The organism is Metabacillus sp. YM-086 (assembly GCF_048059995.1).
GTDB lineage: Bacteria > Bacillota > Bacilli > Bacillales > Bacillaceae > Metabacillus > Metabacillus litoralis_B.
The window spans coordinates 24,567-37,329 of the sequence record NZ_JBLUOI010000010.1 but is presented as its reverse complement, the minus strand read 5'-3'; the positions used below and the strand labels follow the sequence as shown (position 1 = coordinate 37,329).

The window sequence follows — 12,763 nt, the reverse complement described above, 5'->3', positions numbered from 1 at the left end:
CAAAAAATTTATTTTCAATTACCTTACAATTTTAGTAAAATAGAAGTGTTAAAGGAGGGTATGATGAATCGATCAAACTATGAAATATCCGATATAGTAGCATACCTAATTGATCCTAAGAACAAAGAGGAACTAGAACAAATACTTTTAAATCGCTCATGCCTACTTTTTGTAGATGAGATAGAACAAAAAGCAATAAAAGATGTACTTTTAGAAACCATCTAAAAAGGAGAGATTCGAATGAATCCAACAGTTGAGCAAACAGTTAATTACCTAAGAAACAATGAGGTAGAAAAGCAAGCGGTTTTAGCAGGTACAGCTTCTTTAGTGAAAGTAACGAAGGAAGAGACTCTTCAGGTTATTAAAATGATTACAGATCACAGCAAGGTGTCTCTATCTAAATATTGGTTCTAATCAAAAGCTTTTTAAAGCAAAAAGGAGTCATTAAAAAAGAAAGTGAATAAAAGACAATCAAAAGGGTTCTTCACCTTAGCTGTTATTGTCTTTTTAATTATAATTGCATATAATACAATTTTTATTACTATGCATCCATTTATTGGGGCTAGGGTTACCAATGATCCAGCTGTACCTGTTACAGTCGTTGAGATAGAGCCGGGTTCAATAGCTGAATCATTTGGACTAGAACCAGGGGACATTATTCTTACAGTTAATGGTGAAGATCCACATAAATATGAATTAGTAAATAAATACGAAAGAATTGAACAGTCTGAAAGAATAACTGTGCAAAAGGATAATGGGGAAGTAAAAGAATTTCAATTTGATTATACTTTTGATTTACAAACCGTATTTCTAATTATCGTACCATCTATTGTTGGTATCCTTGTTCTTTATGCGTGTTTCCATATTTATAGAACATATGAAGGTGGTTTAAATCTTCCTTCAATCTATTTAATTATTTTCCTATTGGATCTCTCCATTGCACATTTTAGCGCAGGTGGTTCTACGAGAGGGGATTTTCTCCTTAGAAATTTAAACCTTGTTACGTTTTTAGCGGTTCCGGTATTGTTTCTGCACTTTATTTACCACTACTTCTCAGATATTGGAAGGGCTTGGTTTAGTAGATGTTTCTATAAACTTGGCTATCTTTTGGTTATTCTAAATGTTTTGCTTGAGCAACTGCCCTTTGTAGAATTATCTTTTCGAAAGTCTTTAAATCTATTGTCATTCTTTATCCTATATTTAGTAGGGTTTTTGGTGATGGTTTTAGGATTAAGACGAATTGAATATAGGGCACAAAAATATTTAATTAAAATTCTGCTTATATCAAATATCATTGCTATCTCACCTTTTATCGTTTTTTATATCATTCCTTATGCACTATTCAAGGTTTATATCTTTCCTCCAATTATTTTAGCTGGATTCCTAATCATTATCCCAACTGCATTAGTTTATCAATTTTTAGCAGATAAAATCCATGATATCGATTTTGTGATTGGGCGAGTAAGGTACTATTTTCTCATTGGATTAATCCCTGGATTAATTAGTATTTCTGTTGTCGCAATGACGAAAGGGAATAATCCAATACTATATTCAATCCGGTTATTTATCTTTTTATTAGTGATCTATATGATAACCTTCTACTATAAGGAAATATTAGATACAAAATTTAATCGTTTCTCAGAAAAGAAAAACTATCAACATAGTATCCTCCAATATACGGAGAGCTTAAGGAAAGCTAACAATATTAGTCAGGTCATGGATGAACTGAAAAAAACAATCCTAGAAATAACACTGGTTAGTGATATCTACCATATTGAGATTGGTAAGAATTCAACTATACTGAGTGAGCTAGACCAAGACATTGTGGACTACGAACAAGAAATTAAGAAATGTAATAAGGCTGTCGGGCAGATAATTGAATTAAATAGGGGATTTATTATCAATGTCGGTGAAGCGGATAAAAACTTTTACTTACTTGTATGTATTTCCCGAATAAATACTCCTATCCTAACGAGAGATGAACTCTCGTATCTAAAAACTCTTGCCTATTACACCCATGTAACCCTTGAGAACTTCTTAAAGATCGAAAACCTCATGTCTTATCTAGAAAACTTGGAGCATTCAAAGGAAGAATCGAATCCAATATGGCTTAACCGCGTGCTCTATAAGTTAGAAGAAAAACAAAGATCAGAGGTTGCGAAGGACCTTCATGATTCCGTTTTACAAGATTTGCTTTCGTTTCAAAAGAATTTTGAAAGAGCGAGTGAATGGTATATAAGCGGTAATGATGTAAGTATTGATGAGATAAACAAAATGATGAATCACATCACAAAGGTCATTAAAACAACTAGAGAAACATGCTATGAATTAAGACCGAATGTTTTATATGATCTAGGGTTGAAAAAGGGATTGGAAAAGTTAATTTATCAACATGAAGAAAACCATCATATGACGGTAAATTTAAATGTGAATAATCTCAACGAGCCTGAAGATTTGGATGTTCAATTAAACTTATATCGAATTGTCCAAGAGCTATTAAACAACGCTGCTAAGCATTCAGAAGCTTCCCATATTAATCTAATCCTTGTTAACATTAAAGAGACCATCGTTATTCATTATGAAGACAATGGAATCGGTGCTGGTTTAGATTCAGTTTTCTCCAAAGAAAGCAGCATGGGATTGTCTGGAATACGTGAAAGAGTAGCGTTGTTAAATGGAACAATGAAAATTGATACGAACCCTGGTGACGGATTTAAAGTAATCATTGAAATATAAAAAGATAACCTGTCCTTGCCTAAGACAAGGAGAGGTTATCTTTTTTTTATAACAATCCTTCAGATTTTGCGATTAAAACCGCTTCTGCACGTGACGATACGTTTAGCTTATTGAATATCTCAGTAATGGAATACTCTACTGTTCGTTTACTAACGTAGATTTTATCTGCAATTTCCTGATTTGTTAGACCTTCGCCTAATAATTCCAGGATTCTCCGTTCTCGCTCCGTGTAGCCGACTTTCTCTCTTGGTGGTTGTTTTGCCGAGGTCTTAAGCGATCTTTTACACAGTTCTAAAGACATTACAATTTCACCGTTAAGAACATGATGAATATAGGTAACGATATTCTGTTTCGTTGTATTTTTATTTATAGCTCCGTAAATCCCATTTTTGACAGCCTCTACAAAATAATCCTCAATATCATATCCCGTATAAATAATGATTTTGCAATCAGGCTGGTCCTTCAGAATGAGTTTAGACACTTCAATTCCGTTTTGATCCAAACCTAAATTAATATCCATTAAAATAACATCATATTTTGCATAATCTTTGTCCTTGATCAAATCGATAGAAAAAGGTGGCGACAAAGTATCAACAAAAATGTCATTACACGTTTCTAATATAGCCTTCGTTCCTTCAGTTACTGCGATATGATCATCGACAACTAATACATTAACCATTGAAAATCACCCTCGTCCCTAAGCTCTTTTTTAAGTATACAATAAAATTGCGGACAAGGGGACAGGTCCCTTGTCCCACTAAACTAACTGATTTTGCCAAGTTTAATGGGGACAAAGAACCTGTCCCTCTGTCCCGTGCAAAAATAATAACCTAGGAAATCAAACTGAGGATGATAGAAAATAAAACGGATGAAGTGTTTGTAACAATAAATTGGAACGACAAAAATGGTAGTCATGAAGAGGTTATAGAAATTGAACCTAAATCAAGGTATTTTGTAATTTCTGTTTTTTAGGAAGAATACAGAGGGACAGGTCCCTTGTCCCACCAAAAAAGGGTGTCCGCCATTGGACACCCTTTTTAATGTTGAATTAAAAAATGGGACAAGGTGCATGTCCCCCTATAAACTCTTCTTAAGTTGCTTTAATACTTGTAGTTCGAAAATGAATTTATCTAATTGTTTACTCTTGCCTATTGTTCTAGTACTGTTGAGGCCAAAGCTTTTAACAGTTTTCTTTAGTTCTTCTTGTAGTTCAATAATTGATTTTTCAAGTTGTTTCTCTAGTAGTTCTAGAGTGTTGGATGTTAATGCAGTAACCAATCTCAGTCACTCCTGATAGGTATATTTACCTAATTATTTTACATTATTATGGTGAAAATGTGAATCAAAAGTTTCGGGAATTGAAATAAAGTGATTACCTCTTACTGTTATTTAGCAGAGCCTATTCCTTAGTAATAAAGCCAATAATAAAGATATAATAATAGTAGCTAAGATAAATATATATGTTGGAACAGTGGAAACAAAAACTTATGCTGGAGGTCACATGGAAAATATAAAGAATAGGTTACTGAGTATTGAAGAAAAGTGGCAGGAAGGGATAAAAGACTGGCAAGGAAATCTGCCTGAGAGAATGATAAATGATCAGAGTGAGGAGAACTTCTGGCAAGAGTTGCTAAAAAAGAAAAACAACATCGGGAAACCAGATCCTTATGCCATAGAAATAATGAACCATGTTTCAAGTTTAATAGATGATCAAGATGAATTACTTGAAATTGGACCAGGATGGGGAAATTATACGTTTTCGTTAGCTGAAAGAGTAAAGAAGCTAGCACTTGTGGATAGTTCTTCAGCAATTCTTGATTTTTTAAAGGGAGAATTACATAAACGAAATATGACGGACGTTGAGTTCATTCATGAAAAGTGGGAACATATCGATCTAAATAAAAACTATGATGTTATCTTTGGCTTTAATTGCTTTTATCGGATGTTTGAAATTAAAAAAGCATTGCTTCATATTCATAAACATGCGAAGCGATTAGCGGTCATTGGGATGACAACAGGTCCAATACAGCCACATTACCTAGAACTTCATGAACAATATGGTATTGAGGTGAAGTTTCCACGTAAAGATTATATTGATTTGCTCAATCTATTATATGAACTAGGAATTTATGCAGATTGTAAGATCATTCCTTTATCCAGAACACAAGTATATTCATCGTATGAAGAATGCTTAGAGAAAAATATGAGTAAAATTCTAACCGATAACGTAGATATATCATTGGTGGAGGATGTTCTAAGTAAATATATTGTGTGTGAGAACGGGAAGTTTATTTATAGGAATGAGTATAATGCGGCTTTGATTAGCTGGAGACCTAGATAGGTAGATAGGTAGGTAGGGGGTGCCTGTCACTTCCCGAATTTTGTCGAAAGAAATCTCCCTTTTTGTCACTTTATCTGCTTAATTACTAAAGTGCTTACAAAATTAACCGATAATAAAAACAAAAGACTATTTTTGGGGGCACTTAGGATGTTATTTAAACGCTTTAAAAACCTTAAACTTGGTGTGAAGTATAATCTTGCACTGAGTATTTCGATTATTCTTTTCACGATTTCTGCATTTTTTATATACAATGAAATGCAAGAAATACAAGATCAATTATCTGCACTTGAGAGAAGATCAGAACGAGCAGTAAAAACAGCTGATATGGCGGGTATCTTTAGAGACAAAGATGGTCGAATCGCAGATTATATTTACTCACCGGAAGAAAAATTTGTTACTGACTTTGAAGAAAAACGAGCACTTTTTAATAGTCTTCAAGAAGAACTAAAAAGTTCGACTGATACTAAGAGAGAAGAAGAGCTTTTCACTTTTATTCAAAATAGTGATACTGAAATGAATAAAGTGTTTTTGGAAGAAATTGTTCCAGAAGTAGAAAGTGGGAGTACAGAAGGTCTTGATGCTAAAAGAAATTTAACTCAGGCATTGAGCAATGAGGTCGTTGGGCACTTAATGGAATTAAAGGAAATGATCAACGAAGCGCGTGGTAAAGCGATAGTTGCAACAGAGGCTAGTATTAAAGAGACGATCATAATCATCTTCAGTGCTATTCTCTTTAATATCATCATAGGAGTAATTATTGCATTTTTTGTGAACCGTCAAATTAAGCAAAAATTAAATAATGTTATCAATATGGCAACCGAGATTTCGAATGGAAATCTATTAGTAGAAGAAAGTGATTATGATAGTAAAGATGAGATTGGTCAACTTAGTGTGGCGATGAACTCTATGTTGGTTAATTTAAGAGACATGATCAAGCAGATTTCTTCTGTTTCAGAAAATGTATCAGGACAAAGTTTAGTGCTAACACAATCTTCTGCTGAAGTAAGAGAAGGAAGCAGCCAAGTGGCAGTCACCATGCAAGAATTATCAGCTGGTGCAGAAACCCAAGCGAATGATGCATCAGAGCTGGCAGAAACAATGAGTGGCTTTGTAGATAAAATTAAAGAATCCAACTCTTTTGGAGAAACCATTGTGTTTTCTGCAGTTTCAGCACAAGGGCTTACAGAGGAAGGAACTAGACTTATGGAATCCTCCATTAGTCAAATGGATAAAATTAATACAATTGTGAAAGAGTCTGTTGATAAAGTAAAACAACTTGATACTCAATCAAAGGAAATATCAAACTTAGTTGGCGTTATTCAATCCATTGCTGAACAAACAAATTTACTTGCTTTAAATGCGGCGATAGAGGCAGCTAGAGCAGGGGAACATGGTAAGGGATTCGCAGTTGTAGCCAGTGAAGTTCGTAAGCTGGCTGAGCAGGTTACTTTATCTGTTTCTGATATAACAGGAATAGTATCCAGCATTCAAAAGGAATCCAACAATGTTGTGTTGTCTTTAGAGGAAGGCTACAGTGAAGTGGAAAAAGGAACGAGTGATATTCAAACTACCGGGAAAACATTTGAAGAAATTCACCAGGCTATTACGGAAGTTGTCGATAAAATTCAGGGTGTAGCCATGAGATTAAGCGATATTGACATTGAATGTGGAAAAATGAACAACTCAATTTCAAATATAGCATCAATTTCAGAGGAATCAGCCGCAGGAATCGAGCAAACATCTGCTTCAATCCAGCAAACAAGCACTTCTATGGAAAAAATAGCCAGAAGTGCAGAAGGGCTATCGGAATTATCTGATGACCTAAATGGATTGATTAAAAGATTTGAGGCTTAATAGGGACAGGTTCATTGTCCCAAAGGTCGGGACAGAGGGACAGGTTCACTGTCCCATAGGAGAAGGGGTATCCGTTGGATACCCCTTCTTTATCTTCAATATGGAGAATTCATCCTAGCTCTATAATGGTGGGACAAGGTGCCTGTCCCCACGTCCCACTGCTTTAATTCTTATTGGCTAGTTTATTTAGTAACTCTTGAGCATTATTCTTAGCAGTACTTGTTTCGTCTTCTAGAACGTTTGCGAATAAAACAGACCCGTCATCAGCAAACTCAACCTCGAGAATACTACCTACTTCTATTCTATCCGGCAACTGTTTGCGGGGAACATCAACCTGAATTGTTTCATCTACCCTTAGAAGCAAAACAGCCAAGTCCTTTTCAAAGCGGTCAATTGTGTAAACTTTGGCTTTCACTAAAACACCCCATTAGAGTGGGACAAGGAACCTGTCCCCTTGTTAACGTTCTGTGTAAACTGTGAGTTCCTGTCCGTCTGTTGTGATGATGATGTCGCCGCTTTGGAGTGTTGTGTAGAGGTCTACTCCATAGCTTGTTAGGCGATCCATAACAGTTGGGGCAGGGTGTCCGTAGCTATTGTCTCCAACAGAGACAGCTGCTATGATTGGATCAACTGCTTCTAGGAATGCTTGTGATGTTGATGTGTCAGAACCGTGATGACCGACCTTTAACACTTCTGAGTCGAGATTGTATCCTTCTGCGATCATTTCTGCTTCGATTTCAGCATCAGCATCACCAGTTAGTAAGAAATCTGATTCATCATATGAAACCTTCAATACGACAGATGAATCATTTGTATCACTGCTTTCATCTAAGGAGTTTAAAACCTCAATCGTAACTGCAGAATCTACATTCAAAAATGAACCCTCTTGTGCAATTTCAAACGGAATATTCTTCTGATCGATAAGTGACAAGTAATCCATATATGTTTGAGTTGTATGTGATTTACCTGAATCAACCACTTTTTTCACTTCAAATTTTTCTAAAACAGGAACCAGTCCACCAATATGATCTGCGTCAGGGTGAGTGGCAACCATTAAATCAATCGTTTGGATTCCTAAGTCCGTAAGGTGTTGAATCAATTGATCTGCTTCAGATTCTTTACCACCGTCAATTAAAACTGTTTTACCGTTAGGAGTAACTAATAACGTACTGTCACCTTGTCCAACATCAATGAAATGAGCTTCAAAAAGTCCTAAATCTGAAAAGTCTTGAGGATTTCTTAACTCTCCTTCAAAGCCTTCTAGATCTTCTTTAATAATAGAAGGAAGTGCTTTGTAGCCACCTGTATCCTTAATTTCATCTGCTCTATTTTTTAAACGATCTAATACTTTAAATTTCGAGTCAATTTCACTTGTTTGACCACTCTCAATTAAGTCAACGATTACGTACATTAAACGAAGCTGTGAAACCTCGTAGATCGTGCGTTCAACTGCGATTTTGGCTGGTGTAATATATTTTTCATTTAACGCTGTACGATTATTCGGACCTGAAACTTGTCCAATTTTTAATTCAGTTATGCGTAGCTGCTTTGTAAATTGATCATAAAGGAAGTCAATTTCATAAATATCACCGCTATTTATTGCTTCATTATATTTTGCAAGTAAATGAGTAAGAAGATTTCCTTGGTGGTTAGCCTCAGAAGCACGTAATGATTTATTCACTCCACTTGGCAGCTGTTGATATCCACCAGCATCTTTAATCTCATCAGCTCGATCCTTTAAACGCTCAAGCTTTTCTGTATTTGAAATAGCTTTTTCAATATTACCATTTGCAATATCTGCACTAATAACACTTAACAAACGGTACTGTGACACTTCATAAATTGTTCTTTCAATCGCAATTTTTGCAGGTCTTACATACTGCTCATTTAAGCTTGAGCGATTAGATGAACCAGATACCTTACCAATCTTTGATTCTACTAATTTTAATTGCTTCGTAAAAGCATCGTATAGTCCATTTATTTTCGCGATATCGCCACTGTTTATTGCCTGATGATAAGCTGATAATTTTGAATTGAGGATCTTACCTTGATTTACAGCATCTTGGTAAGCTACATTGCTCGAATTTGTTGTAGGTGTGTTTGTAGTTGGAGTAGTGACCTTAACAATCTCACCATTTCTGTGATAGTGATATTCACCGTTTTCTAAGCCGTACTGTGAACAGTTGGTACGACAAGTATGACCACCGTTCCCATCAAGTCCACCCGGAGACGCATTCGTCACAACTGGAGCGATTAATAATGTTGTACCTAATAGTAATGTGTTTAATAGTATCTTTTTTCTCTTTTTAATCAAAAGAATACCCCCTTAATTGATATCCATCGCCTATGGTAAAGGAAATGAAATGGATTTTCCAGGGGGTTTTATTGGAAATGGGACGAAGGACCTGTGGGACAGAGGGTCAGGTTCTGTGTCTCATGAAGGTCCAAAGGGACAGGTTCTCTGTCCCATGAGAACGGGACGCGGAACCTGTCCCCATGCACCGCGAATTTTGTCGAGCTTAGAACAGTACTTTTTTATCTAAAAAAAACACATTTTAGTTCTTTAGGCCTTTTATCCTCTTTTTTATCTACTGAAAAAGTTGTGTTTTAGACGTTGTAACCCTTGATATAACTGAGAATGTAGATTTGCAGGTTTTAATTTTTCTAGACACATATATGACAATAATAGGATAATTGGGTAGGTTAGGCATAAATGTAAAATTTAGGAGGTTAAGTGAATGAGGTTTTCAAAAATCGCATTTAGTTTGGTTTTAAGTGTAGTTCTAATTTTAACTCTTTATACTCCAGGTAAGGCAGAGGCATCATCAAAGGGAACTGCTGTTAATGCAGGGGAGTATCTTCTTTATTTGTTAAATGATTTTAATAAAAAGATTAACAGTGGAGAGATTTATGATATTGATGCACAATACGATGCACTATCTAATCAAATCAAGAAAACGGAAAGAGCAATTGGAAGAGTTTCAGGATCTAGTACACGTAAATCTTTACAAGCAAAATATGTAAGACCTGCAAAGGTTGCAAGAGAGCGCGTTATATATGAGGTTTCTCAATTCCGCTTGCTTAAGGCAATTGGGAAGAACGCAATTGCGAACAAGGTAAGCGTAGTAAATAGTGATTTACAAAAGCTTGATCGCTTAAAAAGAAGAGCAGTGGAAATTAAGAAAGCTGGTAACTATGCAGCTGTACCAGGATCAATCAATAAACAATTGGAAAGTATCGAAGTTCCTTTAAAAAATAATACGTTTGCCATTCCAGATCCAGCTGTAAGCTTTACAATTAACAATTACGAGCTTGATGTGCTATTGCTAGTCAATATGGAACGCCACGAAAATGGAATTAAACCATTAACAATACATAAAAAGCTAAGTGCAGTAGCAAGAAAGAAATCAAACGATATGTATGTAAGTAATTACTTTTCTCTTTATTCTTCAAAATATGGCTCAATTGAAGACCTATTAGAACGCTACGGCTTAACATCAGGTGGTGGAAGCTACGGTGTTAATATCGCCAAGAATTGGGGATCTGCACGTAAAACTGTTTCAGAATTACTAAACAGCTCACAAAACAGAGAAATTTTACTCCAAAATGATATTAGCTACTCTGGTGTTGGCGTTGACCATGACCATGTAACAATCTTGCATATTGCAAACTAAGGCAAACTAAGGGACAGGTTCCTTGTCCCATTTGGGACAAAGAACCTGTCCCTGCGTCCCGCTTAGGGCAATTCTTATTTTAATTAAGAATTGCCCTATTTTATTTTTCCTTATAATAACGATATGTATTTAAAAGATAATCTAGCTCTTGACTATGTTTAAGAGTAGTTGGATGATTAAGCCCTTTATTCATTCCTGTAGAGACCATTTGTTTTCTTAAGATATAAATCCGTAATTTAAGAAAATAAATCTTTAACTTAATCATAGCTTTTCTCCTGTGTATCAAATTATTTTTTCTAGGAATATTTTACAGAATATTCCTAAAAATGTTAAGGGTTTTTGAGTGAAATATTTCATTTTCAAGACTCTTAACATAAAAATAATCTCCTAGGGGGTTCGTTTTGTTAAAAATCGTTCAAAATACCTACCTAAAAAACAACACTTTTCTACAATTTTCATATAAAATTATCCACTTTTCTAGTAAAATAAACACATTGGTATATTATTCTAATCACAGATTGAAAGGAGTTTGAAAGCTTGAAGAACCGACATATTATCACGGCTATGTTTCTTACAGTCTTGTTATGTGTAGTTGGGTACATTTCTCCATCAAATGTATCGGCGGCAACTTCATACACATCGGTAGAGAAATTAGTCAGTGAAGCGGAAGAAGATGCAGAAGCCTTAAAATCGTATTATAATCTTAGTTCGTCAAAGCAAATTAATATTTCCTCCTCGTTTATGTCTGTTTATGACGAGTCAAAAGCTTCTATTAATGAGGCGCAAACAGCTATTTATAACTTAAGTGATTCTAGAAAAAGCGATTTACAAAAAAGATTAAATGCAGCGAATGGTTATCGTCTTCGTGCTGCTTATTTAATTGATAGTGTAACAAACGGTGATACACTTCGTAAGTATATGCAGCAGTTTGAAGCGGCTATTAATAAGGGACAAATCAGTGAGATTAATAGTCAATATGATAAATATTCCACACAGCTAAAAAAGGTGGAAGCAACAATTGGTAAAGTCTACGGATCAACATCTCGCCGTATCCTTCTTGATTATTACATAACACCTGCAAAAGTTGCCAAAGAACGTGTTATATACGAAGTGTCTCAATATCGACTATTAAACAAAATCAATACGTATATTTCTCAAGGAAGTTTAACACAAGCTAATAGCAATTTTGCTGTTTTACAAAGGTTAAAAAACAGAGCAGTAGAAATTAAAAAAGCTGGTAATTATGCAAATGTACCAACCTCGATTACACAATCTTTACTTCAAACAGAACAAAAGCTGAAGCAAGATTATGCAGCTGGTGGAAACTCAGGTTCATCTCCAGTTGAAGCAGTCGTCACGGCTAGTGCGTTAAATGTTCGTTCAGAGCCGTCCTTAGACTCAGATGTTGTCGGGAAGCTTTATAATGGAGACAGTGTCACTGTATATAAGTTTGTTGGTGATTGGGCACAAATCAAGATAAATGGAACTGTTTGTTATGTGCATAAAAACTATCTTGTAATTGGTTCGTCTCAAGGTACAGGTGACGCCTTGTTATCAGGCAAAGTAATTGGCATTGATCCTGGTCATGGCGGTAAGGATTCCGGTGCTGTAGGTTTTGGCCTTAAAGAAAAAGATATTGTGCTGGATGTTGGCTTAAAGGTACAGAAGTTGCTTGAAGCTGAGGGTGCAAAGGTCGTCATGACAAGAAAAGATGATACATTCTTGGAACTGCAAGATCGGGCAAAGGTTGCAAATAATGCAAAAACTGATATTTTCATCAGCTTGCATATTAATGCTGCCACAAGCGAATCGGCTAATGGAACAGAAACATATTGGAATGGAAATTATGAAAGTGCTGCAAGTAAAAAGTTAGCAGAAAAAATCCAAACTAGATTAATAGAAAAGCTAGGTACTAGAAATCGCGGAGTAAAAGATGCTGGTTTTTATGTAATTAAGTATACGACTATGCCTAGCGTACTAGCTGAGCTTGGTTTTATTTCGAACGAAGCTGAAGCGGCTAGACTTAAAACAAGTCAATTCCGTGATAATGCAGCGGAGGCTATTTTATTGGGAGTTTTGGATTATTATAAATAGGTTTTAAGAAGAAGGGCGCATAATGATTGTGCGCTTCTTTTTTATTCTTTTTCTCAATATATCC

General features: G+C 35.4%; 12 protein-coding genes. 7 read left to right on the top strand and 5 right to left on the bottom strand.

The window, feature by feature from the left end; translation table 11 throughout:
- The first annotated feature begins 63 nt into the window (after positions 1–63).
- Genes ACEWK1_RS06580 through ACEWK1_RS06570 form a run of 3 tightly spaced genes read left to right on the top strand, consistent with a single transcriptional unit; the run spans position 64 to position 2,736 of the window.
- Positions 64–225 (top strand): hypothetical protein, encoded by a 162-nt coding sequence (locus ACEWK1_RS06580; RefSeq protein ID WP_416635789.1) that lies wholly within the window; start codon positions 64–66, stop codon positions 223–225.
- A gap of 15 nt (positions 226–240) precedes the next feature.
- Positions 241–414 carry a hypothetical protein gene (locus ACEWK1_RS06575; RefSeq protein ID WP_416635788.1) on the top strand — a complete coding sequence of 58 codons (174 nt, stop codon included), beginning with the start codon at positions 241–243 and terminating at the stop codon, positions 412–414.
- A gap of 42 nt (positions 415–456) precedes the next feature.
- A complete protein-coding gene (locus ACEWK1_RS06570; protein ID WP_416635787.1) occupies positions 457–2,736 on the top strand; it encodes an ATP-binding protein in 2,280 nt (759 codons plus the stop codon).
- A gap of 46 nt (positions 2,737–2,782) precedes the next feature.
- Here the strand turns inward: ACEWK1_RS06570 and ACEWK1_RS06565 are convergent, their stop codons facing one another.
- On the bottom strand, positions 2,783–3,415 hold the full coding sequence (locus ACEWK1_RS06565; protein WP_416635786.1) for a response regulator: 633 nt from the start codon (positions 3,413–3,415) through the stop codon (positions 2,783–2,785).
- Between the two features lie 398 nt (positions 3,416–3,813).
- The gene (locus ACEWK1_RS06560) at positions 3,814–4,014 is read right to left on the bottom strand and encodes a Spo0E family sporulation regulatory protein-aspartic acid phosphatase (protein WP_416635785.1); all 201 of its coding nucleotides are present in this window, start codon (positions 4,012–4,014) and stop codon (positions 3,814–3,816) included.
- 223 nt (positions 4,015–4,237) lie between these two features.
- Between ACEWK1_RS06560 and ACEWK1_RS06555 the strand changes: the two genes are divergently transcribed.
- Together ACEWK1_RS06555 and ACEWK1_RS06550 are read left to right on the top strand one after the other, a co-directional pair.
- Entirely contained in the window at positions 4,238–5,077 is an 840-nt protein-coding gene (locus tag ACEWK1_RS06555; RefSeq protein WP_416635784.1) for a class I SAM-dependent methyltransferase, read from the top strand.
- A gap of 147 nt (positions 5,078–5,224) precedes the next feature.
- Positions 5,225–6,931 carry a methyl-accepting chemotaxis protein gene (locus ACEWK1_RS06550; protein WP_416635783.1) on the top strand — a complete coding sequence of 569 codons (1,707 nt, stop codon included), beginning with the start codon at positions 5,225–5,227 and terminating at the stop codon, positions 6,929–6,931.
- A 163-nt stretch (positions 6,932–7,094) separates the two neighbouring features.
- On the opposite strand, the gene ACEWK1_RS06545 is transcribed toward ACEWK1_RS06550, so the two are convergent.
- Positions 7,095–7,346, bottom strand: a complete 252-nt coding sequence (locus tag ACEWK1_RS06545; protein ID WP_416635782.1) for a DUF3006 domain-containing protein — start codon at positions 7,344–7,346, stop codon at positions 7,095–7,097.
- A gap of 42 nt (positions 7,347–7,388) precedes the next feature.
- Positions 7,389–9,245 (bottom strand): MBL fold metallo-hydrolase, encoded by a 1,857-nt coding sequence (locus ACEWK1_RS06540; protein WP_416635781.1) that lies wholly within the window; start codon positions 9,243–9,245, stop codon positions 7,389–7,391.
- Positions 9,246–9,669: 424 nt separating this feature from the next.
- Here ACEWK1_RS06540 and ACEWK1_RS06535 point away from each other — a divergent pair, with 424 nt between their 5' ends.
- Positions 9,670–10,605, top strand: a complete 936-nt coding sequence (locus tag ACEWK1_RS06535; protein ID WP_416635780.1) for a CAP domain-containing protein — start codon at positions 9,670–9,672, stop codon at positions 10,603–10,605.
- Between the two features lie 100 nt (positions 10,606–10,705).
- Here the strand turns inward: ACEWK1_RS06535 and ACEWK1_RS06530 are convergent, their stop codons facing one another.
- Positions 10,706–10,870 (bottom strand): aspartyl-phosphate phosphatase Spo0E family protein, encoded by a 165-nt coding sequence (locus tag ACEWK1_RS06530; protein WP_247346403.1) that lies wholly within the window; start codon positions 10,868–10,870, stop codon positions 10,706–10,708.
- A 272-nt stretch (positions 10,871–11,142) separates the two neighbouring features.
- Between ACEWK1_RS06530 and ACEWK1_RS06525 the strand changes: the two genes are divergently transcribed.
- Entirely contained in the window at positions 11,143–12,699 is a 1,557-nt protein-coding gene (locus tag ACEWK1_RS06525) for an N-acetylmuramoyl-L-alanine amidase (RefSeq protein ID WP_416635779.1), read from the top strand.
- Positions 12,700–12,763: the final 64 nt, after the last annotated feature.

Bases quoted from the DNA above. Each gene is read 5' to 3' on its own strand.
- ACEWK1_RS06550 (WP_416635783.1), top strand. From the start codon at position 5,225: ATGTTATTTAAACGCTTTAAAAACCTTAAACTTGGTGTGAAGTATAAT.
- ACEWK1_RS06575 (WP_416635788.1), top strand. From the start codon at position 241: ATGAATCCAACAGTTGAGCAAACAGTTAATTACCTAAGAAACAATGAG.
- ACEWK1_RS06565 (WP_416635786.1), bottom strand. From the start codon at position 3,415: ATGGTTAATGTATTAGTTGTCGATGATCATATCGCAGTAACTGAAGGA.
- ACEWK1_RS06555 (WP_416635784.1), top strand. From the start codon at position 4,238: ATGGAAAATATAAAGAATAGGTTACTGAGTATTGAAGAAAAGTGGCAG.
- ACEWK1_RS06580 (WP_416635789.1), top strand. From the start codon at position 64: ATGAATCGATCAAACTATGAAATATCCGATATAGTAGCATACCTAATT.
- ACEWK1_RS06530 (WP_247346403.1), bottom strand. From the start codon at position 10,870: ATGATTAAGTTAAAGATTTATTTTCTTAAATTACGGATTTATATCTTA.
- ACEWK1_RS06535 (WP_416635780.1), top strand. From the start codon at position 9,670: ATGAGGTTTTCAAAAATCGCATTTAGTTTGGTTTTAAGTGTAGTTCTA.